General features: G+C 63.8%; 30 protein-coding genes and 3 tRNA genes. 28 read left to right on the top strand and 5 right to left on the bottom strand.

Going from position 1 to position 25,428, the window contains the following annotated elements; genetic code table 11:
* Positions 1–243: 243 nt before the first annotated feature.
* From ACH5AR_RS04315 to ACH5AR_RS04300, 4 genes are all read right to left on the bottom strand, one after another.
* Entirely contained in the window at positions 244–1,068 is an 825-nt protein-coding gene (locus ACH5AR_RS04315) for an AAA family ATPase (RefSeq protein WP_117490961.1), read from the bottom strand.
* 65 nt (positions 1,069–1,133) lie between these two features.
* A complete protein-coding gene (locus ACH5AR_RS04310) occupies positions 1,134–1,916 on the bottom strand; it encodes a RecB family exonuclease (protein ID WP_396299853.1) in 783 nt (260 codons plus the stop codon).
* Positions 1,913–2,170: a hypothetical protein gene (locus tag ACH5AR_RS04305; RefSeq protein ID WP_396299852.1), complete on the bottom strand. Its 258-nt coding sequence runs from the start codon at positions 2,168–2,170 to the stop codon at positions 1,913–1,915. The genes ACH5AR_RS04310 and ACH5AR_RS04305 overlap by 4 nt, the downstream gene beginning before the upstream one ends.
* Before the next feature lie 370 nt (positions 2,171–2,540).
* Positions 2,541–2,999: a hypothetical protein gene (locus tag ACH5AR_RS04300; protein WP_396299851.1), complete on the bottom strand. Its 459-nt coding sequence runs from the start codon at positions 2,997–2,999 to the stop codon at positions 2,541–2,543.
* A 431-nt stretch (positions 3,000–3,430) separates the two neighbouring features.
* On the opposite strand from ACH5AR_RS04300, the gene ACH5AR_RS04295 reads away from it, so the two are divergent.
* From ACH5AR_RS04295 to ACH5AR_RS04160, 28 genes are all read left to right on the top strand, one after another.
* Positions 3,431–3,832 (top strand): HNH endonuclease, encoded by a 402-nt coding sequence (locus tag ACH5AR_RS04295; protein WP_396299977.1) that lies wholly within the window; start codon positions 3,431–3,433, stop codon positions 3,830–3,832.
* Positions 3,833–3,917: 85 nt separating this feature from the next.
* Entirely contained in the window at positions 3,918–4,262 is a 345-nt protein-coding gene (locus ACH5AR_RS04290) for an endonuclease VII domain-containing protein (protein ID WP_259316803.1), read from the top strand.
* A 25-nt stretch (positions 4,263–4,287) separates the two neighbouring features.
* A tRNA-Asn gene (locus ACH5AR_RS04285) sits at positions 4,288–4,359 on the top strand.
* 55 nt (positions 4,360–4,414) lie between these two features.
* Positions 4,415–4,488: transfer RNA gene (locus ACH5AR_RS04280), tRNA-Ser, on the top strand.
* 2 nt (positions 4,489–4,490) lie between these two features.
* Positions 4,491–4,564: transfer RNA gene (locus tag ACH5AR_RS04275), tRNA-Asp, on the top strand.
* A 34-nt stretch (positions 4,565–4,598) separates the two neighbouring features.
* Positions 4,599–4,772 (top strand): hypothetical protein, encoded by a 174-nt coding sequence (locus ACH5AR_RS04270; protein WP_181970752.1) that lies wholly within the window; start codon positions 4,599–4,601, stop codon positions 4,770–4,772.
* Between the two features lie 140 nt (positions 4,773–4,912).
* Positions 4,913–5,212 carry a hypothetical protein gene (locus ACH5AR_RS04265; protein ID WP_396299850.1) on the top strand — a complete coding sequence of 100 codons (300 nt, stop codon included), beginning with the start codon at positions 4,913–4,915 and terminating at the stop codon, positions 5,210–5,212.
* A 605-nt stretch (positions 5,213–5,817) separates the two neighbouring features.
* Positions 5,818–6,819, top strand: a complete 1,002-nt coding sequence (locus ACH5AR_RS04260; protein ID WP_117490947.1) for a terminase TerL endonuclease subunit — start codon at positions 5,818–5,820, stop codon at positions 6,817–6,819.
* Positions 6,820–6,828: 9 nt separating this feature from the next.
* On the top strand, positions 6,829–8,343 hold the full coding sequence (locus ACH5AR_RS04255; protein WP_396299849.1) for a phage portal protein: 1,515 nt from the start codon (positions 6,829–6,831) through the stop codon (positions 8,341–8,343).
* A gap of 78 nt (positions 8,344–8,421) precedes the next feature.
* A complete protein-coding gene (locus ACH5AR_RS04250) occupies positions 8,422–8,988 on the top strand; it encodes a hypothetical protein (RefSeq protein WP_396299848.1) in 567 nt (188 codons plus the stop codon).
* Positions 8,989–9,035: 47 nt separating this feature from the next.
* Entirely contained in the window at positions 9,036–10,103 is a 1,068-nt protein-coding gene (locus ACH5AR_RS04245; RefSeq protein WP_396299847.1) for a hypothetical protein, read from the top strand.
* A gap of 71 nt (positions 10,104–10,174) precedes the next feature.
* The gene (locus ACH5AR_RS04240; protein ID WP_396299846.1) at positions 10,175–10,822 is read left to right on the top strand and encodes a phage gp6-like head-tail connector protein; all 648 of its coding nucleotides are present in this window, start codon (positions 10,175–10,177) and stop codon (positions 10,820–10,822) included.
* Positions 10,773–11,120 (top strand): hypothetical protein, encoded by a 348-nt coding sequence (locus ACH5AR_RS04235; RefSeq protein WP_396299845.1) that lies wholly within the window; start codon positions 10,773–10,775, stop codon positions 11,118–11,120. Before ACH5AR_RS04240 ends, ACH5AR_RS04235 begins: the two co-directional genes overlap by 50 nt.
* On the top strand, positions 11,120–11,452 hold the full coding sequence (locus ACH5AR_RS04230; RefSeq protein ID WP_380352115.1) for a hypothetical protein: 333 nt from the start codon (positions 11,120–11,122) through the stop codon (positions 11,450–11,452). Before ACH5AR_RS04235 ends, ACH5AR_RS04230 begins: the two co-directional genes overlap by 1 nt.
* Positions 11,453–11,475: 23 nt before the next feature.
* Positions 11,476–11,853 carry a hypothetical protein gene (locus ACH5AR_RS04225; protein WP_396299844.1) on the top strand — a complete coding sequence of 126 codons (378 nt, stop codon included), beginning with the start codon at positions 11,476–11,478 and terminating at the stop codon, positions 11,851–11,853.
* The gene (locus tag ACH5AR_RS04220) at positions 11,850–12,491 is read left to right on the top strand and encodes a hypothetical protein (RefSeq protein ID WP_396299843.1); all 642 of its coding nucleotides are present in this window, start codon (positions 11,850–11,852) and stop codon (positions 12,489–12,491) included. Before ACH5AR_RS04225 ends, ACH5AR_RS04220 begins: the two co-directional genes overlap by 4 nt.
* A 111-nt stretch (positions 12,492–12,602) precedes the next feature.
* Positions 12,603–12,923, top strand: a complete 321-nt coding sequence (locus tag ACH5AR_RS04215; protein WP_117490928.1) for a hypothetical protein — start codon at positions 12,603–12,605, stop codon at positions 12,921–12,923.
* A 131-nt stretch (positions 12,924–13,054) separates the two neighbouring features.
* Positions 13,055–13,339, top strand: a complete 285-nt coding sequence (locus tag ACH5AR_RS04210; RefSeq protein ID WP_396299842.1) for a hypothetical protein — start codon at positions 13,055–13,057, stop codon at positions 13,337–13,339.
* A gap of 9 nt (positions 13,340–13,348) precedes the next feature.
* The gene (locus ACH5AR_RS04205; RefSeq protein WP_396299841.1) at positions 13,349–16,894 is read left to right on the top strand and encodes a tape measure protein; all 3,546 of its coding nucleotides are present in this window, start codon (positions 13,349–13,351) and stop codon (positions 16,892–16,894) included.
* 73 nt (positions 16,895–16,967) lie between these two features.
* A complete protein-coding gene (locus ACH5AR_RS04200) occupies positions 16,968–18,200 on the top strand; it encodes a siphovirus ReqiPepy6 Gp37-like family protein (RefSeq protein WP_396299840.1) in 1,233 nt (410 codons plus the stop codon).
* A gap of 93 nt (positions 18,201–18,293) precedes the next feature.
* Entirely contained in the window at positions 18,294–19,217 is a 924-nt protein-coding gene (locus ACH5AR_RS04195; protein ID WP_396299839.1) for a phage tail domain-containing protein, read from the top strand.
* Between the two features lie 20 nt (positions 19,218–19,237).
* On the top strand, positions 19,238–20,269 hold the full coding sequence (locus ACH5AR_RS04190) for a hypothetical protein (protein ID WP_396299838.1): 1,032 nt from the start codon (positions 19,238–19,240) through the stop codon (positions 20,267–20,269).
* Positions 20,269–20,949: a hypothetical protein gene (locus tag ACH5AR_RS04185; RefSeq protein WP_396299837.1), complete on the top strand. Its 681-nt coding sequence runs from the start codon at positions 20,269–20,271 to the stop codon at positions 20,947–20,949. The genes ACH5AR_RS04190 and ACH5AR_RS04185 overlap by 1 nt, the downstream gene beginning before the upstream one ends.
* Positions 20,942–21,781 carry a hypothetical protein gene (locus ACH5AR_RS04180; protein WP_396299836.1) on the top strand — a complete coding sequence of 280 codons (840 nt, stop codon included), beginning with the start codon at positions 20,942–20,944 and terminating at the stop codon, positions 21,779–21,781. The genes ACH5AR_RS04185 and ACH5AR_RS04180 overlap by 8 nt, the downstream gene beginning before the upstream one ends.
* Positions 21,782–21,784: 3 nt before the next feature.
* Positions 21,785–22,393, top strand: coding sequence for a hypothetical protein (locus ACH5AR_RS04175; protein WP_396299835.1), 609 nt, complete (start codon positions 21,785–21,787; stop codon positions 22,391–22,393).
* Between the two features lie 27 nt (positions 22,394–22,420).
* Positions 22,421–22,690, top strand: coding sequence for a hypothetical protein (locus ACH5AR_RS04170; RefSeq protein ID WP_117490912.1), 270 nt, complete (start codon positions 22,421–22,423; stop codon positions 22,688–22,690).
* 43 nt (positions 22,691–22,733) lie between these two features.
* Positions 22,734–24,032, top strand: coding sequence for a peptidoglycan-binding protein (locus ACH5AR_RS04165; RefSeq protein WP_396299834.1), 1,299 nt, complete (start codon positions 22,734–22,736; stop codon positions 24,030–24,032).
* Positions 24,033–24,078: 46 nt separating this feature from the next.
* Positions 24,079–24,372, top strand: a complete 294-nt coding sequence (locus tag ACH5AR_RS04160; RefSeq protein ID WP_396299833.1) for a hypothetical protein — start codon at positions 24,079–24,081, stop codon at positions 24,370–24,372.
* Between the two features lie 132 nt (positions 24,373–24,504).
* On the opposite strand, the gene ACH5AR_RS04155 is transcribed toward ACH5AR_RS04160, so the two are convergent.
* A complete protein-coding gene (locus ACH5AR_RS04155) occupies positions 24,505–25,314 on the bottom strand; it encodes a hypothetical protein (protein ID WP_396299832.1) in 810 nt (269 codons plus the stop codon).
* Positions 25,315–25,428 lie beyond the last annotated feature (114 nt).

The raw sequence follows: 25,428 nt of genomic DNA, 5'->3' as shown, positions 1-25,428 counted from the left end.
CGGAACCGGGAGAGGAACGTGTGCCGATCCCCCCGGTACTTCCGGTAGTTGAAGGCGAGTTCCTTAGCGGGCACTGTCCGCCCCGATCCACCGGCAGCGACGGCGGTAGGCCATGAAGTCCAGCCGGAGTTCGACAGGGATCTCCCAGAGTGGGGTAGCCGGGTCCAGGGCCTGGAGCTCTTCCCGGGTCATCTTTCTCCCTTTCGCTTTCAGGATGTATTCCATTGCTCCGTCAGTCAACTTTTAGGGCAAAAAAATTTCGCCTGCATCAACGTCGGTCAGCCTCATGGTCGAGGTGTTGAAGTCGTACGAGGCGAACGTCTCGCCGCTGCTGTCTTCAAAACCTTCCCTGTTCTTGACCGGGGAGATGTGCAAGACGCGGGAGTCCATGCCGTCGATCTCCTTGTGTATGGTCAGGATCAGCGAAGGCACCCGGGAGATCTTGCCCTTCACGCCGGATTGCGGGATTGGCTTAAGTCCGTCACTGAACTCGCCGGTGACGTGGTGCAGCGCCAGGACGTGGGCGTGGGTCTTCCGGGCCATCTCGTTCAGGTACTCGCACATGCCCTCCAGCCCGAAGGTGTAGCTCTCGGCGGAGTCGGCCCCACCATCCACATTTGTGATGTTGTCGATGATCACCAAGTGCGGCGCGATGCCGAACACTTCGACGTACGACTTCAGGTGGAGTTCCAGATCCTCCGCTGTCGGCCTGGCGTCGAAGTTGAACCTCAGCCACCACCGGTCGGAGAGCACCTTGTCGTACTGGTCGAACTCATCCGTTCGCAGCTTTCGCTTGAGGGTCTGGATGTCCTCTCCCGTGATCAGGGCCGTGGCCCTGGTGAGCTGTGTCGCTGCGTTGCTGTCGGCCGAGAAGTACAGGGACGGGATGTTCGGCAGGACGCTCAGGTTGGCGGCGAACACGCTCTTTCCTGTACCGCCTCCGGCACAGACGATCGAGAACTCGCCTCGCCGGAACTCGACGCCCATCTTCGTCAGGCCCTTGAACGGCGAGGGGATCGGCTCGCCGGCCGCGCCCTTGACCCGCTTGGCCTGAGAAAGTGAAATCAACTTTCTTCATTCCTTTCCCTCATCAATAAACCTATGTCGCCTAACTCCGCGAGTCAACTTTTGGGTTAAAAAAAATCGCACTTGTGCGACACGTCACAGAACCGGCAGTTGAAGCCTGGACGCGGCACGAACTCCCCTGCCTTCACGCCTTCGTCCAACGCTACGAACGAGGCCTCGATATCCTGCTCGGGCATGCCCAGCTTCACCGGCCGGGAGAGCCGGTTCTCCTTTGCCAGCCACCAGTCACCCTCCTCCACTCGGACACCCGGCACCATGCGCCGGAGGGCGCTGCCGTACGCGTAGAGCTGGAACTTGCTCTTCATTGTGCCGGTCTTGTTGTCGCGCACGACGAGAGAGCCGTCCGGGCGCTCCACGACCAGGTCGATGAAGCCGACGACGGGCACACCCGCGAACTCGACCTCGAAATGCAGCTCGATCGCCGGCACCCCCGCCGGGGTCTCCCAGATGCGCTCCAGGCGGTTGTTGGAGTGCGTCACGTAATCGGCGGCCTGCTGCATGCCCAGCTCGTACCGCTGCTCGATGTCGTCTTGCGTCTCCCCCTTGGCCCTCAGCCAGTCGTCCAGGTCGGGCCACTCCGTCATGCTCTTGTTGATGGCCTCGGTGTAGGCGTCGTTGAAGAGGGCCTGAGCGTCGCCCTGGTCCAGGAGGCCGTCCCCCTTCCAGCGGGCCAGCTCGACGTGCTCCGCGGCCGTGTGGAATGCCGTCCCGTGATGGCTCCATGCTGCGGGCCGCTGGGGAACCCTGTCGATCCGCTGGAGCTTGTAGCGCCAGCTGCACCCCTCGAAGTACTGGTTGAACTGGGAGACGCTGCGACGGTGCTTACTCATCGGGTTCCAATCACGGTGGAATCGAAGTAGCTGAACTCAAGGAAGCCTGTGCTTCCTGGGATCTTGGGGTGCGGCCGGCTTGACTCGATGACCTGCACCAGATCAGATCCGCGAGGTATGCGGTCGATGAACTCATGCATATCTTCGGCATCCTGATCAGTCATCACCTCGGGGTCATAGATGAGAACCCATTCAGTTCCCGTCCTGCATTTGTTGATGATCATCACGATTCCGATCGCCATCAGGGTCTGCACATGACCCCATCCCGGTGCCCTCGTAAGGGCTGTGACCAGCTCCTCGTTCGCAAACAGCGTCCGAAATTCTGGAGGCACCAGCATCCTGCGCAAACCTTCCTGAGAGTTTCCTGGGAGGGATTGTTATTCCTCGGTCACCGAGGGCTTCATCACCTTACATGTCGTCCGCCGGTCAACCAACTTTAAAGCGTTGGTTAAAAAGTGATGAGAGCCACACAAGTTCAGTGCGTGAAACATATAGGCCTAGGGGTATGGCATCGGCCGATCTCCAGGCGGGACCAAAGTCCTGAAACGGACGGACTTTGGACATGAAAAAACCCCCGACTTTCGTCAGGGGTTCAGCGGGAGTCAGCTGCACGGCTGTGGCAAGTCATACCTCTGGAAGCTCCAGGGCCTTTCGCGCCTCCTCCGAGGGCTCCGGTGCGTCCGCCGGCCAGCGAATCGCCAGTCGACCATCGGACGGCTGTCTGGGCACCTCGGACCAGCCCGTGGCCGCGTCGTAGTCCAGCACCACTTCCTTGACCGCCAGGAGGTACGCGTAGTTCCGGCCGTCTCTCTGGCGGACCGCAGGCACCTCCTCGTCCCCCAGCTGCATGCGCATCCAGTAGCGGAGGTTCACGTACCGCAGGGCCTTCCGGTGCTCCTTCTCAACCTGCCAGGGCAGCAGATCCGCGACTGCTCGCGCGATGGGCTTACTGAAGTACCCCAGGGCGGTCAGTCGCTTGTTGACGGCCTGCTTGGTGACCCCGTAGAGCTTGCCGATCTCCTCGTGAGTCATGCCCCGCTGGGCCAGCTTCAACAGCTCACGATCGTCGGGGAGTGCAGTCATGACTCGCTTGAGCTCCGTTCCTCTTGATCCTTAACTTCATCCAAAGCTAGCACTCACACAGCGTCAGTCCAAGTCCGCCAGTCAACGCGGACTGATCAATAAGTCATTGGATGAATCCAATGTGACCTGGATCACAAATTCAACTCTGGCGCCATGAGCCGCCTCCTCCGGCACCTATGTAGTTAGTGAGAGAGAAGAGAGAGAGTGAAGCGAACTCTCTGATCTCGAACGCCCAAGAGAGCAGGACCCCCAGAAGGGTCCTGCTTCTACTGGAGAACACCTCCTTCTGTTGAGCCTCTGGTTGAGAGTTCAACTCCCGGACGGCTCCAGTGGGCGTCTACCGGCCCAGGCCAGATACGAAACCCTGGGCCGGGCAAGACTTCCAGGACTACCGCCCTTAGTTGGTGATCCGCTCCGGCGGAGTGCCTGACATGCGCCCGCGGCGCCGTGCACCGGCAGTCCTGGTCCTTTTGTTCAATCTATCAATCCGCCCGGCGGGAGCACAGATGCCCAGAGCCAAAAGTGTCTGCCTCGTCGACGGATGTATTCGAACAACCGTTCGAGATGGCCGCTGTGCCGAGCATCAACTCCGCAAGCCATGGGCGAACCATTCCCGCAGAAACCGGGAAGTGATCCCCGGTTGGAGTCGGATCAGACTCCGAGTTCTCTACCGGGACAGGAAGACCTGCTACCTCTGCCAGTCAACCGGCGCCAATGAGGTCGACCACATCGTCCCGGTTGCCCGTGGCGGAACCCATGACCCCACGAACCTGGCTGCGGTCTGCTCTGCCTGTCACCGGCAGAAGACACAACGAGAGTCCAGAGGGGGCTGACATGGCCGAGCCCCGCAAGGGATTCCGACGCTGCTCACGCTGCGAGCGCAACCGCTCTCAGCGCTTCTTCGCTCCCCGCGGCCGCGTGTGCTCGACCTGCCGGAAGCAGGCCGGACGAAAGGCCGCGCACGAGTCCCGCGTCCAGCGGACCTACGGTCTCCGGCCCGGCGAGTACGACGTGCTCTTCGCCGCCCAGGACGGCCGCTGTGCCATCTGCCGGGAGCGACGGTCACAGAACCTCTCCGTCGACCACGACCACAAGAACGGGGCCGTGCGAGGGCTGCTCTGCCGCCGCTGCAACAACCAGCTGCTCGGCAAGGGCGCCCGCGACCGCGCCGACGTCTTGCGGAGGGCCGCGGACTACTTGGACGCCCCGCCGGCTCAGGCCCTGCTGGGTCTGCGCATTCACATCGACAACCAGCAGGCATGACGCTCCGCCCTCCTCCGAGGGATCTTCCCCGATAGCTCAACGGCAGAGCAGGGCCCTGTTAAGGCCCGGGTTCCTGGTTCGAATCCAGGTTGGGGAGCCGCCGGCCACCGGGCTGATCACCTGGTGGCCGCAAGGCCGGGTCGCTCCCGGCTGGAGTCGTGGTGTAGATGGCGAGCACTCCGCCCGCGAAGGGCGGAAGAGCAGGTTCGAATCCTGCCGACTCACTTAGGTCCCGTAGCTCAGCAGGTCAGAGCACTGCCTTGTCACGGCAGAGGCCGCCGGTTCAAGTCCGGCCGGGGCCGCCTTTCACTTTCATCCGACACGGAGTCCTGCACCATGCGTCCCTACGCCCTGAACGACGACGACCACAGCGGCCAGTACGCGCCTTCCAAGCCGGCGCACACGCGGGCCGCTCAGCGCCGTTCCTGGCGCCAGGACGCCCTCTTCGAGCTTGAGGACCTGGGCGAGATCTTCGGTATCTCCGAGGCCGCACTGAAGGCGGTGCGCTGATGGCTGGCCGGGGCCCCGCCCCGAAGGCCAACGCGGTGAGGCGCAACAAGGACCCGTGGTCTCACCAGGCGTCAGCCGAGCCGCTTCCCCAGCGTCCCTACCCGCCGTGCCACTCGATCTACGAGGACTCGTGGCACCCGATGGCGCTCCGCTTCTGGGACGTGTACTCGACCTGCCGTCAGGCCTCTCTCTTCATTGAGACTGACTGGTTCGAGCTTGAGCAGTGCATGAACCTAGTGCACGAGATGTACGTCACCGGGAAGTCGAAGGTGATGCTGGCGGCCGAAATACGTCAGCGGGTCGCCAAATGGGGCTCGACGGTGGATGACCGCGCCCGGTTGCGCATGACGTTCGATGATCTCGATGCCGCCGCTACGGCAGACGAGACGGATTCCAGGGTGCTCCGGATGGAGCGGTTCAAGAAGCTCGGAGGTGTGTGATGCAGACAGGCAACATACCTTCCGGAGTTCCCTCTCCCCAGGAAACCCTCGGATACGAGATCCTTGAATGGGCCGAGACCTTCCTTGTCCAGCCTGACGGCGAGAATGCAGGCCAGCCCTGGCAGTTCACCGATGAACAGGTCCGCTTCATTCTGTGGTTCTACGCCATCGACAAGCGGGGGAGGTGGCTTTACCGGTCCAGCGCCCTCCGGCGCGCCAAGGGCTGGGGTTTAAGGCAAGACACCCCTTCTCGCAGCACTCGCGATCATCGAATTCATCGGTCCTGCCCGGTTCTCTCACTTTGACCAGGACGGGTACCCGGTAGGCAAGCGCGTCGCCCTTCCCGTCATCCAGATCGCCGCTACCTCCCTGGACCAGACGGCCCAGACCCGCGACATGATCCGCGGAATGCTGGCCTCAGGGCCGGCGCAGGAGACGTACGGGCTGGACATCGGAAAGTCGCTGATCCAGTTCCGCAATGGCGATCCCGGCCGCATCGAGCCGGTCACCTCCTCCAGCCGTGGTCTTGAGGGGGCGAGGCCGAGCTTTGTCGGACCCCGGCAGAAACGTTCCTGCCGGGGTCTGACTTTGCCTGATTCGTCATCATGGACGAGACCCATCATTGGGTTGAGTCAAACCACGGCGTCTATGTCTTCGAGACGCTGGACAGAAATGTCCGCAAGACCTCCGGTGCTGGTTCCCGTTGGGTCCAGACCACCAATGCATTCAACCCGGCCGAGAACTCGGTTGCCCAGCGCGTTGCCGAGTCCACGTCGAAGTCCCGCCTCTACGACTGCCGCGAGGCACAGCGGAACATCGACCTGGACGACGAGGAAGCTCTCCTGGCAGGCCTCAAGGAGGCCTACGGAGACTCGTACTGGGTCGACTTCTCCGGCCTGGTGGATGCCATCCAGGACAAGGCCACCACGCCGGCCTCGGTCGCATACCGCTTCTACCTGAACAACATCGCCGAGGGCGCCGATGGATGGATGTCCAAGGAGGAATGGGATGGAAGCTTTTCTGATTCTGACCCTATATCTCCAGGTGATCAGATCTCTGTGGGATTTGATGGTTCTCTGCGCGGAGATAGCACTGGTCTCGTCGGCTGCCGGCTTCGCGATGGTCGCCTATTCCTGTTGGGCCTCTGGGAGAAGCCGCGGGAAGCGGGACCGGACTGGGAAGTAGACGTTCTGTCGGTCGAGGCCGCGGTGAAGCGCGCCTTCGAGACGTACAGCGTCGAATGGATGTATTGCGATCCGCCGTACTGGCAGGAGCCGATTGGTCGCTGGTCCCTTCAGTACGGAGACGACAAGGTCTTCGAGTTCTGGACCAATCGCCCGACCCGCATGACCAATGCCATTGAACGGTTCCGTACCGCCGTTTCCACCGGCGATCTCAGCCATGACGGCAATGAGCACATCACCCGGCATGTCCTGAATGCCGTCACGAGGGAAGTCCCGCAGGGCCTTCTCATCCAGAAGAACTCCCCGAAGAGCAAGAAGAAAATTGACCTCGCCGTCTGCTCTGTCCTGGCGTTCGAAGCTCGGGCAGACGCGATAGCCGATGGCCGCCTCTTCAAGCGAAGGAGACGAGTAGCAGGTTTCTAGGAGAAGCGCATGGACCCGTTCAACCGACCGACGACGCCACCGGAATGGTTGGATTGGTTGTATGGGAAGCTGACCCGCAATTGGGCAGCCGGCCAGCGCTTCACCAACTACTACGAGGGCAACCACGAGTTGATGCGCTTCGCTCAGGCGCAGTACTCGAATGCGTTCGGTGAGATCTTCAACAAGTGGGCCGACAACTTCTGTGGCCTGGTGGTCGACAGTGCCAATGAACGGATGCGCGTCGAGGGTTTCCGGATGACGGATGACCCGTCCGCCGACCGGGACGCACAGGAGATCTGGCAGCGCAATCACATGGACGCGGACTCCAACGCCGCGCACCTTGGCGCCATGGTCACCGGTGCCAGCTTCGCCGTCGTCTGGGCGGACTCGGACGGACGGCCGACCATCACGGCCGAGTCGAGCGAGAACATCGCGGTCCAGTTCAAGCCCGGATCGAAGCGGGACATCGAGGTCTCCGCGAAGTTCACCACCGACGACTGGGGCCGCCAGACGGCCACCCTGTGGACCGACACGAAGGTCTACACCTTCGACAACGTCAAGGGCGAGTGGGTCAATCCGAAGGTCGGCAGGAACCCCCTCGGGACTAATCCCGTCATTCCGCTGATCAATCGGAACCGCCTGGCGGCGCCCAACCTCTGGCATCCGTACTCGGATCTGCATGACATCATCCCGATCCAGGATGCCATCAACAAGACCGTCCAGGACGCCATCGTGGCGTCCGAATACGCCGCTTTCCCTCAGCGCTACGTCACCGGCATGGAGATCACTGAGGATGAGAACGGCAACCCGGTCGCCCCTTTTCAGGTCGCCGTCGACAAGCTTCTTCAGGCTGAGGACCCCGATACACGTTTCGGATCCTTCGAAGCCGCGAATTTGGCGAACTACTGCGTTCTCATAGACAAACTCGTCGCAAACATGGCGGCAAAGGCGAAGCTCCCGTTCCATTATTTCCTGTCCGGCGGAATGATCCCGTCCGGCGACGCCATCGCTTCTGCCGAGGCCGGTCTTATTTCGAAGACCAGGGAGCGGATGCTTCACTTTGGTGAAGGCTGGGAGCGCGCAATGCGGCTGGCCTTCAAGGTTCTGGGTGATCCTCGTCAGGACGCCTTCCAGGCGGAGACGATCTGGGCTGACCCTGAGATTCGTACCGAGGCTCAGCATATTGATGCACTGATCAAGCAATCTGCTCTCGGCATTCCGCGACAGGCTCTCTGGGAGAAGGCCGGCTACACGCCCCCGCAGATCCAGCGCTTCAACCGGATGCTGGCGGAGCAGGAGGAGCTGCTGCACCGGTACCCGGCGATGCTCGGCCCGTCGAAGGGCGGAGTCGACCTGGCGGGCCTGGCCCAGAAGGCTCCGCAGGGCAACAGCGGGAACGTGAACCGGGAGCTGGCCGAGGCCGGCGGCTCGGTCGCTACGGCGACGAAGGCCGCGGGCTCCTCGTCCACCCGGCCCCGCTCCGCGCCGGCCAAGAACCGGCGTCCGAAGAACAAGCCCGCGTAGGGCGACAGCCGAACACCGACCACACCGAAGGCCGCCGTCATGGCGGCCTTCCCTATTTCCCCGACATGGAGAACACGCATGAGCGACGAGACCCCCGCCCCGCAGGACGGCGCCGACCCGACCACCCCGGACCTCCAGGCCGAGGTGGACAAGTGGAAGTCCCTGGCCCGCAAGCATGAGGCCCGCGCGAAGGACTCCTTCACGATGCTGGAGGCCCTGAAGCCGGAGTTCGACGCCCTCAAGCAGGCGTCCCTCTCGGACCAGGAGCTGGCCGTCGAGACCGCCCGCCAGGAAGGCCGGCGATCCGCCGCAGCCGAGTTCGGAACGCGCGTTGCCACAGCTGAGCTGAAGGCGGCAGCCGCGGCCGCTGGGGCCCGGCTCCCGGACGCCGACTTCCTGAACCTCTCCCGCTTCGTCAGCGAGGACGGCACCCCCAACTCCGAGGCGATCTCGTCGTTCGTCGATGGCCTCCCGAAGGCACGCAAGACGCCGGAGTATCGCCAGGATCTCGGCCTTGGTCCTCAGGGTGGCGGAGCCGGTGCGGGTCAGGTCACCCGCGACCAGCTCAAGCGCATGACCCGCCAGGAGATCAGCAAGGCCCGTTCCGAGGGCCGTCTCGACGCGATCATGCGCGGCCAGCTCTGAGCCCCGCTCAGGCATCACCGCACCTTTCAATCCCCTAGGGAGACTTCATGTCCACTCAGAACAAGGACCTGTTCTACGGCGATACCGGCGCCCGAATCACTGACGGCGTCAAGGGCGTCTTCACGCCGGAAATCTGGACCACTCAGCTCCTGGACGACCTTGAGGACAACCTGATCCTCGGGAACAACAAGTTCACCAACCGGTCGTACGAGGGCGAGTTCCACAAGGGTGGCGACACCATCCGCATTCCGCACTTCCGGTGGACCGACGACGACGGCAACGACATCGTCAACGACTACGGCATGGTCAAGGCCTACGGCAAGGTCGGCAACCGCGACCACGCCCAGCTTGAGTACATGCGCATGACCGTTCAGAAGGGCTCCAGCTTCCACCTGGAGATCGACAGCGTCGACCAGCTGTTCACCCAGCCCGGCGTCGACAAGCTCTCGGACCTGATCCGCAAGCGCGCCCGCATCCAGGCCGAGACCATCGAGCGCACCCTCGCCACCACCCTGATGTACGCGACGCAGGGCCTGGACTACAACTCCGTCGAGGCCGACGCCGTGCCGGCCGCGAAGCTGGAGGGCGGCGCCGTCGAGCTCCTGGACCCGGTCCTCAAGGACCGGGGCGACCAGGTCGCCGATGGTGCTGTCTACGGCGCGGTCGTGGACATGGTCACGCAGCTCGACATCAACAACGCCCCCGCGGATCGCGTGATTGCGGTATCTCCGCACGTCTACCGCGCACTGCTCAAGGACCCCCAGTTCATCGACGCCCAGCGGTACGGCGGCACGCCGGTCATCCCGAACGGTCACATCGGGTCGGTCCTGGGCGTTCCGATCCTGGTGTCCAACACCCTCGGCAACCACGACCGGAACAAGTCCCCGCTGATCCGCAACCTGACCTCGGACCTGAACAAGCTCGACATGGCGGCCTTCGCCACCGACGCCATCAGCCTCGTCATGCCGTTCGCGGAGATGAAGGCCTACGAGCCGGAGGAGAGCTTCACCCACGCGATCAAGAGCCGCATGTTCTACGACGCCAAGGTGATCCGCCCGGAGCAGGTGATCGCGGTGAAGTCCTTCGAGAAGCCGACCACCAAGGTCACCAAGTAAGCGATCCGTCCTTTTTGTTTGCTCCAAAAGTTGACTTGCGGAGCGGCGATCCTCTGGAAGGAGGACGGAAGGTGACTGAGAATCCTCTCGTCACTGTCGATGACGTGGCCGCCCGTCTCGGGCGGCCCGTCTCCGACGAAGAGAAGCCCCAGTTCGAGGCCTTCATCGAGGACGTGACCGGCCTCATCGAGGACTACTGTCAGACGGACTTCCGGTTCCACGAGAACGAGACCGTGTCGCTCCCGCTGGCACTGTCGATCCAGCTCGACCTGCCAAGGCGCATGTTCCCCCTGGAGTGTGTCTCCTCGGTCGTCCTCGACGGCGAGGTGGTCACCGACTACCTGTTGAAGGGCGGCTCACTGTGGCGCCGCGACGGGTGGCTACCCCGCCCGTTCCACGGGATCAGCTCCAGCACCTCCGACGTGAAGGTGACAGCCTCCTGGGGCTACCGGACGTGCCCCGCCGGCCTCCGGGCCATCGTGTGCGCCGAGGTGATCCGATGGGCCGCCCTGCGGCCCGGTGTGTCCATGGAGCGCGTCGGCGAGCTGGAGACCTCCTTCGGCTCGACCCCGGGCCAGGCCTCCCTGTCCGAGGCCACCCTGAGGGCGCTTCGACGACGCTACCGCCGGGGCTCCGTCCGCACGATCACGATGCGGAAGGAGGACACGGATGTACCCCTTCAGGCACACCATCTCGGTCCTGCGGGCTGGCCTCGCTGAGGACAGCTACGTCCTGGAACGCGACTGGACGAACGCCTCCGTAGTCTTCACCGGCAAGGCGTCCTACCAGCCGATCGGCGGCACCTCCCGCCGCGTGTTCACCTCCCCCGACGCCGGCCGGGAGACCGAGACCGAGCAGGCCGTCTTCTACGTCCTGGGCCAGGTCGACGTCCGCGACACCGACCGCATCGTCTTCGACGGTGAGCACTACCAGGTCAACGGTGCACCGCAGTTCTGGGACCACGGCTCCCCCAGGAACAACCACACCAAAGTTCAGGTCTGGCGGGTGAACCACTGATGGCCGTCGAACTGGTGCTGGACCCCTACGCCTTCGAGGAAATCTGCCGCACCTCCCCCCAGCTCGAAGCCGCGCTGCTCCGGATCTGCGAAGGCATAGCCCGGCGGGCCATGGCCCTTGCGCCCTACCGCAATCGCGCACGGCACTGGAACACCATCAAGCGGCAGTTCGAAGTCCGCGTTGCCCGCGGCGAGGGCCTGGTCGTCATCGAGCCGAGCCACCGTGTCCGTCACGCACTGCTGCTCAACTACGGCTTCACTGACAGCTCGGGGAAGCGACACCCCGGTTCTCACTTCCTTGAGGCCGCTCTGAGAGAGGCCCGATCGCAGTGAGAATCGACCCCGCAGTCTTCCTCGTGAACTACCTGCGCTCCCTGGACGAGTTCAAGGGTGTCTTCATCTCCGGCGACATGGTCGGCCGGAACTCCGGCACCCCCGCCGTCATCGTGGAACACGACGGCGGCCACCGTGACGTCCGGGACCGGATGGACCGTGCCGGCTTCTCGATCAGCACCTACGCCGGGTCGAAGCCGCAGTGCTCGGCCCTCGCCTACGCCGTACGCGAGTACCTGTTGGAGCAGATGCCCTCGCTGGTGCTCGACAACGTTCAGGTTCTCGATGTGGTCGAGGGCAATTCGCCGCGTTCGTTTCCCGACCCCGAATCTCGTGAGGCCCGCTACCTGGGCACCGTCGAGATCCTTTTCGTTGAAGTCAGCCCTAGGAAGTCAGTATGAGCAACAACAACAAGAAGAACATCCGCTTCGCCCCGAACGGGCAGATCTGGGTTCACTTCGGTGAGGACTCCCCGCTGCCCGCCAAGGTCGACGAGGACCCCAAGACGCTAAACTTCGTGCCGCTCGGCTACGCGAACTCGGACGGTGTGACGATCACCCCGAAGATCGAGACCGAAGCCGTCGAGGTCTGGCAGTCCGCGGTGCCCGTGCTCTACACGGTCAAGAACGCTTCGTTCCAGGTGAAGGCCACGCTCATGGAGCTGAACGCCCCGAACACGGAGCTGTTCTACGGCTCGAAGTGGGAGCCGGCCACCGACAAGGACGGCAAGCCCGTCGAGGGCCAGTACCGGCTGAACATCGCGTCGAACCCGAACCTGGACACGATCTCCGTCATCGTGGACTGGAACGACGCCAGTGCGCGATACCGCGCCGTCCTCTCTCAGGCCATGGTCTCGGACCGTGGGGCCATCACCCTGACCCGCACCAAGAACCAGGCCTACGAGCTGACCATCGATGCACTCGATGACGGCAACGGCTTCCTCGGCTACCTGGTCACCGACGACCAGAACATCATGCCGTCGACCACGGGCGGTTCCACCCGAAGCATTGCGGCCTCCGGCCCGACTTCCAAGGCCTAAATTTTTTTTGCCTTAAAAGTTGACTTGCGGAGCGAAAGCCTTTCCGGGCTGGCTTTAACCGCCCGGCCTCTCTTCTCTCCTTCTGCGCTACTCACAATTTCGAGGTACCCCATGACTGTCACCACTAAGGCCCGTGCCGCCAAGGCTGTTGCGGCTACCGGCAAGCGCCCCTCCATCGCCCAGGACGAGGCCCTGGAGCAGGAGACGCACTTCGACTTCCGGGGCACCGAGTACACCATCCCGGCGCCGCTGGACATGCCGGTTGAGGTCATGGAGCTGGCCGGCTCCGACGACACCGTTGGCATGCTGAAGGCGATTCTGGGTGAGGACCAGTGGTCCGGCTTCCTTTCGGACAAGCCGAAGATGCGTGATCTCCTGGAGTTCGCCGAGGTGCTGTCCGAGGCCGCGGGGTTCGGTGAGCCGGGAAACTGATCCTGCTTTCCATCGCCCTGACGGATCATCTGCCGGAGTTCGAATCTGACTGTCTTCGGCACTTCCAGACGGACGTGTGTGATCTCTGGCGAGGAAAGCTCTCACTTCGCCGTCTGTGCGTACTGGCCCGAATGCTCCTGCGAATGCCGGGCCAATCCCTATTCGCCTCCAGCGTCAACGAAGAGATGTCCTGGGGGCCGCAGGAGTACCTGACTGCTCGACTGGTCGACTCCCTTGAGGTGTCGAATTGGATGTTCCTGAAGGCGAACTCCGGTGAGGGCGCCAAGGACATCCCGTTCCCTGAATCGGTTCCGCGCCCTGGCGAATTCGAGGAGGCCTCGCAAGAGGCTCCCGCGCCGGAGATGACGCCCGTGGCTGACGTCGCGGCGTTCTTCGCCGACCCGTTTCAGATCTAGGGAGTAATGATGGCCGAACCGATCAAGGTGGGGTCCGGCTACATTCCCGTGACTCCCCGCCTGGACAGGGACGGGTTGGACAAGTTCCGGCTGACCCTGATGCGGCAGATGGAAACTCTCGGCCGCAATGCATCGAACAGCCTGAGTACCGGCCTGCTCGCCAACGAGGGCAAGATGCGGACCGCCGGCCGCAGGATGGGCAGGGCCTTCGAGGAGGGCATGGTCTCCTCGACCAGGGCCACCAGCGCGGCCCTGCGGGAGCTCAACACCGCTACGGCCAGGCTCGGGCCGGAGCTGCGTCGGATCACGACCGAGGCCCGGACGGCCACGGCCGTCCAAGAGCAGCTGGCCGCCTCGATGACGGCCGCGGCTGCCGCCGCCGACCGCCAGGCCGCCGCGCAGGCCCGCCTGGCGCGGGCTGAGACCGAAGGCGCTGTTGCCACCACCCGGCACACGAGTTCCCTGCACGCCTTCGCCACCGGGGCCGTCGCGGCCGGCCACGGGATCACCCGCTTCGTCTCGGGTCCGCTGTTGGCGCTCGGCGTCGGTGTTGTCGACGTCTCGGTGAAGTTCGGCGACCTCCGGAACCGGACGATCGCAGCCATCGCCGCATTCCAGGGTCAGGACGCGGCGGTCAAGATGGTCGACACCCTTGACCGGATGTCGAAGACGCTGCCCGTCAGCATCGACGACATGTACAAGCTGGCCCGAATTCTCTCCTCCCTGGAGACGAATGTCGCGCCGGTGACTGACGAAGTCCATGCGATGTCGAATGCCATCGCCGCCCACCACCTGAACACTTCTCAGGCGAACCGGGCGATGATCCAGTTTGAGCACATGCTCATGGGTGTCTCCATCAACTCCAAGGAGTTGAACACCCTCACGATGGACGGCATCCCCGCCTGGGACCTCATGTCCCGGGCGACGGGCAAGAACATCGAACAGCTCAAGAAGATGTCCAAGGAAGGGAATCTCCTTTCCAAGGACGTCATGCCGAAGCTGATCCACTTCCTGAACACGGATGAGACTTACACCAAGTCCGCCGCAGCGGCCAACGAGTCGCTTCAGGGTTCCTGGCTCAAGCTGACCAACGTCCTCAAGGTCGGTCTCGGCTCCAATGAGAAGACCTCCGAGTCGGTGACGAGACTCGCCGAGTCGGTCAGCAAATTCGCTGATGCTCTCGACAGTGCGATGCCGTTCCTGACGGTGTTCGCCGCGAAGGTCATCGACGTCTTCTCGATGATCATCGGATGGGTGTCGAAGTTCGCCGTCTGGTTCTCGACGCTGCCGAAGAACGTCCAGAACGCCATCGGCAAGACCGTGATCGCCATTGCCCTTCTCGGGCCTGCCATTCTGATTCTCGGCCAGCTCGCCCACGCAATTATCGGGATCATCGTCGTGAGTCGGGGGCTGGGTGCGGCGATCGCCGTCATGTCCGGCCCGGTCGGCTGGGTTATTGCCGCCATCGCACTCGTCGCCTTCGGCGTCTACGAGCTCTATCAGAAGAACAAGACCTTCCGTGACTTCTGCCAGAGGGCCTGGGTCGACATCCAGCAGGCCGTTTGGATCGCGTGGGCTCAGTACATCAAGCCCGCCTTCTTTGCGACCAGGGACTTCATCAGGAACGACCTGGCGCCGGCCACCTTGTGGTTCTGGCAGAACATTGTGGTTCCCGCATGGAACGGGATCTCCACGGCCGTCTCGATTGCCTGGTCTCAGTACATCAAGCCGGCGTTCTTCGAGACCCGCGATTTCATCATGAATCAGCTGGTCCCAGCCATGCTCTGGTTCTGGCGAAACGTCATCATCCCGGCCTGGGACGGGATCGCCGCAGCTGTCATGTGGGCCTGGCGCAACGTCATTTACCCGGTCTACGACGCCTTTCGGGTGTTCATCGTAGATTACCTGGTGCCGACCGTCAGGGACTTCTGGCGATCCTGCATAGTGCCCGCCTGGAACGGCATCGGCACGGTCATATCGGTTGCCTGGAACGATGTGATCTACCCGATTCTCCGACTTTTCTGGTCGGTGATCCGGAACATTCTCTGGCCGGGAATTCAGCAGTTCTACTCCGATGTCATCAAGCCGACCTGGGACCTCATCGGATGGGCCATCCACACAGCGTGGAAGGTTGTCATCGAGCCGATCCTTCATTTGTTCGAATTGTTCCTAAAGAACATTCTCGGACCGGCCATCAAGTGGTTCTACACGGACATCGTGAAGCCCACCTGGGACGGCATCGGGACGGCAATGTCCTGGACCTGGGACCACGTGATCAAGCCTGTGCTTGACACCTTCGGAAGCGCGATTCTCGGCCTGTCGAATTTCTTCGACAAGTCGAAGGAAGCGATCAAGAAGACCTGGGGCGAAGTCAGTGACATCGTCCAGGCGCCCATCAAGGCCGCGATCAACTTCATCAACAAGGAACTCCTCGGCTCGGAGAAGAACCCGAATGGCGGCGTGAACTGGGTTCTTGACAAGCTTGGAATTCCAACGATTCCGAACATTCCAGGGTTCGCCACTGGTGGCATTGTCCCGGGCTACGCGCCTGGTGTGGACAACTATCCAGCCATCCTTTCTCCGGGTGAAGCTGTTCTTCGTCCTGAAGTTGCTCGGTCCATTGGCCACAGCCGAATTCTCTCGTGGAATGCGGACGCGGTTGCAGGCCGGCCTCTCCGGTTCGCCGAAGGCGGCCTCGTTCCTTCGGCGCCGAAGAAGAGGAAGGGCTTCGACTGGAACCCGATCCACTGGGTTCAGTCCGCGGTGGGCTGGGCTGAGGACCAGCTTGCCAAGGGTGCCAAGTTCGTCTGGGAGCACACGGCCAAGCCGATCGTTGACGGCCTGGACAAGACGCTCGCCGGAACCCCGCTGATCCTCTCCCGGCTCGGCATGGCCCCGGCCCACTCCGTCTACAACGCCGTCGACAAGTTCCTCGGCGGGGTGGACGAGAAGGGGTCGAAGGGCGGAGGCTCCGGCCCGGCCCCGACCGGCCAGGTGAAGTCCTGGATCGATCAGGCGATTGCCCTCACGGGCGTGACCCCCCTCGATCTGTGGGAACGCGGCATGGGGACGATCGTTCAGCGTGAGTCCGGCGGCAATCCGGGCATCTGGAACACCACCGACATCAACGCTCAACTGGGGCACCCTTCGGGCGGTTTGGCTCAGGTCATCTGGCCGACCTTCGCGGCCTACCACCAGGCCGGAACGTCCTGGGATCTGCTCGACCCGATCGCCAACCTGGCGGCCTCGATCAACTACATCGTGGCGCGGTACGGCGGCATCCAGAACGTGCAGCAGGCCAACCCGAACCTGCCCCCGAAGGGCTACTGGCGGGGAGGCCTGGTCACCTCGCGCACGTTCGCCGAGATCGGTGAACGCGGGCCCGAACTGATCCTCCCGCTCACCGACGAGCGGCGGACCGACCAGCTTCTACGGATTGCTGGATTGAAGGATCGAAGCGGTCACACCGTGATCGTCAACGCCGCCCCGGACGTCCCGTCCGAGCGGCAGATCATGAGGGCCCTGAACACGGCTGCCCTTATGAACGGGTTCTAGTGACACGGCCCGGCAGGTTGGACCTGCCGGGCCTCGTCCTGCCCCAACTAACCAGCCGAGAGGAGAAATTCAGGTGAGCGAGTACCGAGTCCTGGTGCGGGACCGCGACCTCAATCCGATCGGCCAGGTCGATGACTTCCTGGAGTTCCAAGCCGTCCTGCGCTACTGCGACACCGGGCACTGGCAGATCAAGATCATGGCCGGCACTCCGCACGCCCAGCTCTTCCAGCCGGGTCACGGCATCGTCGCCTACCGAGAGGGGGTCGACAAGCCGATCGTCTCCGGCCCCATACAGACCGTTGAGAAGTACTGGACGGTGGACACGGACTCCGGGCCCGGCGGCCTGATCATCTCCGGGTGCGATGACAACTACATCCTCGAAGCCCACGCGGCCTACCCCAACCCCGAGTTGCCGGTCACCAACCAGGACCGCGCCTCCTACACCAACGGTGGCGTCCGCGCCGCCCAGGCCGTGGAGGAGATGGTCAGCCGCAACGCCGGCGCCCTGGCGCTCGACGGCCGCACGCCGGCTCGCTTCGGCACCCCGGACGGCGACAAGAAGCCCTGGCACCAGTTCGGCAAGGTCACCCCGTTCAACCTGCAATGGGACAACCTCCGGGACGGCCTCAAGCCGGTGTGCGACGCGGGCAACGTCGGCTGGCGAACCGTGTACGACGCCGAGAGCCGCACCATCCAGCTCGACGTCTTCGAGCCCCAGGACCGCAGCGGACACATCCGCTTCTCCGCGGACCTGGGAAACCTCAAGGAGTTCGTCTACTCCTTGAAGGCCCCGAAGTACACCCGCGCCATCGTCGCGGCCCAGGGGCAGGGTGCCGAACGCTACATCAAGGAGTACATCGACCGGGAGTCCGAAGAGTACTGGGGGATCATCTCGGAGCTGTTCGTCGACGCCCGCGACATCCCGGTGAAGAAGGTCAGTGCCTCGGACGGCACGCCGGTAGCCGCCGATGAAGACGTGAAGGTCGAGGATGCCCTTGCAGCGCTCGACGCCAAGGGGCAGCAGGCCCTCCTGGACAACGGCCCGCAGGGCAACTTGCAGCTGTATCCGATCGACACCCCCCAGCAGACCTTCGGCAAGGACTGGTTCATCGGCGACACCGTGACGTGCATTGTCGACGGCGACGAACACCGGGACATCGTGCGCCAGGTCACCATCGAGGTGAATTCGAACGGACACAGCATCACCCCCGTGATCGGGGATCAGGGTACCGACAGCCCTGCGAATGTATTCAACGAGATCAAGAAGCTGTGGCAGCGGGTTCGAGAACTGAGTGCGAGGGTTTGACCAATGCCGATTCCTGCGAAGTACTCAGAATTCCCGGAACCGGGTGGACTCAACAAGGGCCCCTACGCCCCCATCAAGTGGCCGCACACGTACGTGACTTGGACCAGTGCCAGCGGCGACGTCATCCCGCTGACTGGGGATATTTCCGGAAGGCGACCGGCAGGGCTGGCGGTCCAGTGGGGGCCGTCCGGCTTCGACCTGCCGACCTACGACCTCCACGCGGACCAGCTTCCGAACATGGACGGCGCCATGTTCCGCACCACCAGGGCGACTTCCAGGGACGTCACGATCCCCCTGTACATCCGCGGCCTCGACCGCAAGTCACTGATCACCATGAAGGACCGGCTCTTCTCCGCGCTGAACCCGCACGCCGGCCCCGGCCTCCTCACCGTCCGAGACGGCGACCTCCCGGCCCGGCACTTGAAGTGCTTCTACGTCTCCGGTCTGGAAGGCAACGAGACCCAGGAGAGCGCCGGATTCCTGCACATCCGGTACGCGCTGATCCTCCGCGCCATGGACCCGTATTGGTACTCCAACAGCGAGAACCAATTCGACTGGTCGCTCAAGTCCAGCGACGTCGGTTCGTTCCTGTCCCCGCCGAAGGATCTGCACCGGAAGTTCCTCAACCCGCTTCGCATCGGTTCGGCCTCGCTCGGCCCCGAAGGCGTGGTCGAGGTCAACAACCCCTCCTCGGTGGAGTCCTGGCCCGTCTGGTCGATCTCCGGCCGAGCTACCGGCCTGAAGGTGCTCAACAAGACCACGGGCAAGAGCTTCGCCTTCTCCTCGAAGTACACCGTCCCGGACGACCAGGTGGCGACCGTCGACACCCGGCCGGGGTTCAAGACCGTCGCCCTGGACGACGGCACGAACCTGTGGCCGCACCTGGCCCCGAACCCTGCCCTGTGGGCCCTGGCACCCGGCAGGAACATCGTCCAGGTCGAGGGCGGCGACTACGACGACAAGACCCTGATCCGCCTGCATTTCACCCCCCGCTACCTGTCGTACACCGGTGGCTGACAAGACGAAGGATTGAATGAATGGCTGAGAACTCCTGGCCCTTCAACGAGGGCGACGGCGCCAGCGTCGATCAAGTCCGCTGGCAGAAGATGGCCGCCGCGTTCTCGCCGTCCGGCGTCATCGGCAAGGCCACCGACAATGCCCTCTCGGTGGCTCAGAACCTCTCCTCGCAGCTCCCCAGGACCGTGGACGTCCAGCCCGGCAAGGCCTTCGTGAAGGGCTTCTGCTACGAGTCCGATTCCGCGGTGACCCTCCAGTTCTTCGAGAACCCGGACATGAACCCGCGCATAGACCTGGTCGTCCTGGAGCTGGACATGAGCAAGGGGATCGTGAGGCTGGCGACCGTGAAGGGCTCGCCAGCCTCGACTCCTCTCCCTCCGAGCCTCACCCAGGAGCTGGGCGGTGTGTGGCAGATCGCCATTGCCGAGTGCACGATCGCCTCCTCCGCAACGTCGGTGAGCACGATCTATGACCAGCGGGTCTTCATCGGCAACTCGCTACCGCAGGTGCACAGCGATCTCGGGCGGACCATGATGGGCACCCCCGGTGACATCGTGTACGCCCGGGACTCGGTGGGCGGTGAGGCCGTCTGGGGTTACGCCGGGAACGGCGGCTGGTCTCCGATCAGCAACCTCGGGCCTACCCGGAAGTACCGACCCGAGCTTCACGGCCTAGTCTCACAGGACGGCATCCAGGCCACGGGCCACTTCCAGTGGGTGGGCTCCAACATGTGCTGGGTCACCGCCAACCTTCAGAACGTCTCCGGCCGGGACCTGCGAAACGGCACCACGCCCCTCTCGGTGTCCCTGCCGTACTCGCCGCGAGGCGGAATCACGCAGCTCATGAACGTCATGCTGTACCGCGACAATGGCGGCGCGGACTCACTGATGCTCCACAACGGCAATGCCTGGACGGGCGGCTGGAACCTCGCCTGGATGAGCTTCCCGAACACGGACTGGGGTACCTACTGGCTCCAGACCTTCCCGAAGGACGCCAACCTCTGGCTCACGGGCCTGATCGAAATGGACCTCTTCCACGAGGGGAATAGCTAATGGCAAGGCGAAAGTTCGCGGGGGACGCAGCAACCCCGGCGGAGGACAACAGCGGGGCCCGGCTTCCCGGCGTCACCGGTACCGTCTGGGATGGCCTGGGGAAGGATGCCCGGCAGGTCACCGACCTTCAGGACGCGGCCGGCAATCCGATCAAGAACCTGACGGCCGACGCCCGCGGCATGGTCCCGGAGTTTCGGGGGCCGGACAACGACGTCTTCCGCCTGTGGGTCGACTTCGGCCCCGGCCGAATCGCCATCGAGGCCAACGACACCCCGGACAAGCTCCAGGAGCACGCGAAGGGCACGGACCCTCACGGGGACCGCGCCTACGCCGATCAGCGGTTGCAGGGGTACGCGCAGCTCGCCGGAGGCAACCGGGCCGAGTCCTCCGGCGTCCCGTGGCTCCAGGTCGAAGGCGACGGCATGGGGGCCAGGCCAGTCCTCCAGGTCACCGGCAAGGGCAACGGCAACACCGCGTTCCAGGTCTCGGAGAGCGGTGACGCGACCGCCAGGAACCTGGCCATTCACGGCAATGTGAGTGCGGGCGGGGACGTCCACTGCGGAAATCTCGCAACGCAGGGAACGGTGACCGCTAAGAACGTCGGAACTGCTCGGGTGTTCTCCGGGCCGAAGCCTCCGGAGAACCCCGCTCCCGGTGATGTGTGGGTGCAGTATGGGTAATGCGTCGTACGTCTGGGATGGGTCAACGTGGCAGTTCGCCAAAACAAGCGTCTTCGACGGCAAGGCCTGGAAGCCGGTCGGCGAGATCCCGATGTACGACGGCCACAACTGGCGGCCCGCCGGGCAGACGCCCGAGGAGTTCCCAATGTTCATCGCGGCCAGGAGCGCGACGTTCAGGGACCGGAACCACGTCTCCCTGCCCATTCCTCCGGAAGTCGCGATGGGCGACATCGTCGTGTCGCTGTGCGCGTCGTACGGCTCGGTGACGAAGCCGGCCAACGGGCTCCGGCCAGTGGTCGACCTCCTCAGGCTCCGCCCCTCGGACATCCACCTGACCCTGAACATGTTCCTCTGGACGCCGGATTGCGGCTATGAGAGCGCCTTCGAGTCGTTCGGCGAAGACGACAACATGACGGTGGCTAACCTGGTCTACCGCCACGGTGACACCGGCAACATCCCGGCGAAGCCCGTGATCTCGTACAAGACCTACGAAGGCGTCGCGAAGGCCCCCCTCGATCCCGCCGACGACTTCACCACCCTGTACGTCGCCATCGCGGCCTCGAAGGACATGACCGCCGCGGGCTGGCCCCGAGGCGTACAGCGACGGGTCAGCGAGCACGGGCCTTGGCAGACGGAGACGATCCACATCATGGCCGCCGACACGGTCGGGTCCGGGTTCACGCCCGGAGACCTGGTCTTCGACTCCCTTGCCGATCAGCTGGCCATTGCCGTGATCACCATCCCCGGCAAGCCGAACCCTGATGGGAAGCCGACCTGGATTCTCGGCGACCAGAAGGCATCCGTACTCGGCTCCTCGACTGTCCTGGAGTAACCCATGACCCTTCCCAATCTGGAGAAGTGGGCAGACCGCGAGGTGGTCTCGCCCGAGAAGATGAACGCCCAGGTGTACGACGTCCACCAGGCCCTCTACGGCAGCACGACACAGCTGCTCGCCGACACCGACGGCCTCAAGCGCGACACTTACCGACTGGGCCAGAATCCGGTCATCTCCCTCGAAATCAAAAGCCCCTTTGACGTACCGAACGGGGTGTCGGTGAACCCCGAATGGGACCTCAACCGCCCCGCTGCCAAGGTCGGCAACTGGGCACTCGACAACCCCCGCCAGCTCACCATTCCCGAGAGCGGCGTGTACCGCGCCCGGTTCCAGTTCGCCTGTTACGTAGACAACGTCCGGGGTGCCGCCGCCGGCAAGGTCCGGGGAACTGTGGCACTGCCCTACAACTACAAGGCGGTGCAGGAGCTTGTTCCATCGGGCAACGAGGACAACCTGAAGACCTACTCCGTCGAGGTCGTCGGCCATTGCGCCAAGGGCGACAAGGCAGGGGCCAGCATCATCTGCTGGTGGGCGGACGCACACGTCCACGACACGGCCATGATCTCGCTGACCATCCAGAAGATCGCCGATCTACCGGCACCGGCATAAGCCTGAGACCTTGAAGGACGCTGCACGATGAACGCACTCGACTACATCCTCGGTGGAGGCCTCATCGCTGCGGTGACTGGCGTGGTGCAGCTCTACCGCATGGTCAAGGAAGGCGCAAAGGCTGACCGCAGCGAAATCCTCGGAACCATCAAGCACTGGAACGAGGACCTGGTGGACCGGGTGGAACGGCTACAGGAGCTCTGCGACAAGCAGACCGAGGAGATCGCCAAACTCCGGTTCCGGGTAGTCGAGTTGGAGCTCTTCATAAAGAAGCACGACCTTCCCGTTCCCGACTGATCCAACAACACATTCTGCATGGGGCCTCCGGGCTCCTTTTTTCATGCCCGAGGAGGACAAATTGGCGACTGGTGCCCAGACGCTCATCAACAAGGCGAAGACCTACATCGGGTACCGCGAAGGTGCAGGAAACAGCAACCGGTTCTCCCAGGAGATGGGACGCCCCGCGGAGTCGTGGTGCGCGGACTTCATCTCCGCCGTCGCCCGTGAGACCGGCAACGCCGACATCATCCCGAACACGGCATCGTGCAGCGTTGCCCAGGAGTGGTACCGCAGCCAGGGCCGGCTGAGCGAGTTTCCTGCCGTGGGAGCCCAGGTCTTCTACGGCGACTCGACCTCGACCTACGGCCCCGGGGGCTCGCACACGGAGATCGTCTTCGCCTACGACCGGGACCACATCTACACCGTGGGCGGCAACACGAACGACTGGGGCGGCTCCGAAGGCGTGGGCGTCTTCAAGCGGACCGTCTCTCGTCACGCGAACTGGACACACTCCTACGGCTACCCGAAGTACCCGGAGGGCATCGTCGGCGCGGACAAGAACCTTGCCGACGTCTACTTCGGCCAGGAGGCCGGCGAGGCCGACATCCCAGCCGGAGGCACGCCCACCCTCCCGCCGGCCAGCACCGTGACCATCCAGGGCTTCCAGTACGGACCGGGCGCCCAGGGCGACCACATCACCTACATGGGCCAGTGCCTGGTGGCCGCTGGTTGCTCGCGGTACTCCGAGGGCCCGGGGCCGACGTGGGGAAGCGCCGACACCGAGTCCATGCGGGCCTATCAGCTTGCGATCGGCGACACCGACAGCGCCGATGGCATCCCCGGCCCCGCCCAGCTCGCCAAGCTGGAGACCGAGCACGGCCAGGGCCTGTGGCCGATCAGCAACCAGCCCGCGGAGCCGTCTCCCCCGCCACAGCACGATCCGGTGGCACCTCAGGTGACCGGTATCCCCAGCAACATCTGGGCACGCAACGACAACCGCACGCAGGTGACGAACGAACAGCTCGCAACCATCGACGTGGACGGCAGCAGGAACGGCGTCATCCTCGACGGAGAGGTGCACCAGTACGCGGCCGTCACCATGTCGATCGAGGCGACGATGTCGCCCGGCTCGGCCCTCGCGTGCCGCTACTTCAAGGCCAACAAGGCGACTGGCGCCCGGACCTACACCATGCCGGCCGCCCGCTTCGTGGCTGACGAACAGGGTCTCGTGGACGCCCAGTTCACGTACACCAACCTGCTCTGGCCCGGCGAAATCCTGCTCGCCGAGGTTCAGGGCAAGGACTCCAAGGGCCTCGACTACACGGTGTCCGCCCGCACCACCGCCGGGATCGCCTGGTAGGCGGGACCGCAATGACGGATTGCTAGATTGAAGGAAAGGGTTGACCGTGAAGGCTGTCGTCTCGTTCCTGCTGGCCAACTCGGCTCGTGTCCAGGCCGCCCTGGTAGCGGTCCTGGCACTGTTCACGAACTGGGTCAGCCCGGACGTTCAGGACAAGATCGTTTCCCTGGTGATGCTGGTCATCTCGCTACTCGGTGGCGAGCTGGTCCACCAGGCCCACACCCGCGCGGTCCGCAAGGCCGGAGTGGAGAACCTGCCGACCGAGCAGGTAAGCAACAGGACCACCCCGGCCGGCCAGCCGGGGAGTGCAGAGGAGAGCGCGTTCGGACCGATGGTCTAAACGCAGAGAGCCCCCGGGTATCCCGAAGTTGGGATGCCCGGGGGCCTTTCGTGCTTTCGAGCCCGACGACCGTGTCACCCGCCGTCGAGGCCGAGCTGGCGTCGTGCCCCAGCCGGGTCGGCACGGATTGCGTCAATCGGACTGGTCGTCCTCCACCGGAACGAACGCCTTCGTGGTCCACCACCCCACAAGCTTCCCCGTTCGCACGTGGTGGATCGGCTTGCCGTGGGGCGGTTCCACCTCCATGTGAACCTTCCGATTCGTCCAGTCCTCGGCAATCTGCTCCAGACTTTCGCCACCCATGAAGCGGTCCATGGCTTCCTTGGCAAGCTGGGGTTGGGTCCGCAGCTCCACGCGCACGTCGTCCTCCTCGGGGGCCTGGGCCTCTGCCGGCTTCGGCTCGTCGGCCAGCTTACCGACCGTCGTGATTTGGCCCGTGAAGAGGCTGTTGTGCCTGGACAGGAACTCCTCGGCGGCCTTGCTGTCGTATCGGTCTTCGGCCACGTCGGCGAAGGACTCCGCGTAGTCGAGCATCCACCCCAGGGTGTCTTGCCCCACGCTCCCCCTGCGCCCACCGCCGTTGGCTCGGAGCGCCATCAGCTCACCGTAGATCTTCGGGTCCTCTTCCCCTCCTTCCTGAAGCAGCCCCGTGCCCTCGAAGTACTCCCACAGTCGCTTGCCAACCCGAACTTCGACGGTTCCCATTTCTTCTTCCTTGTTCTTCCCGTGAATGAACCAGAGGTAAGCAACCTCGTAGTCCGCGCTCTCGATCGTCCTGGTCGACAGATCTGATTTATCCCTTAGCCAGCCCTTGGCGTCTACAACGAAGCCCTCGAAGCTCCTCGTGAAGGACTCAGCCACCGGAGACCAGGGGTCTCCACTGTCCTCGTTGGGCTTTTGCAGGTTGCGCATCACGTGCTGAGTGGCGCGATTCTCGGCCACGTCTCTCCCTCTCCATACGCGAGAGAGCGGGCCCAGCTGACGCGGGCCCGCTCTTCTCCGGTCTTCGTCGCGCAGCTCCTCCGCGCGCTACTGGTCTACGTCGTCACGCCCCCC

The organism is Kitasatospora sp. NPDC018619, from assembly GCF_044391605.1.
Lineage (GTDB): Bacteria > Actinomycetota > Actinomycetes > Streptomycetales > Streptomycetaceae > Kitasatospora.
The sequence above is the reverse complement of the archived record's forward strand: the minus strand, read 5'-3'. Positions and strand labels throughout refer to the sequence as shown.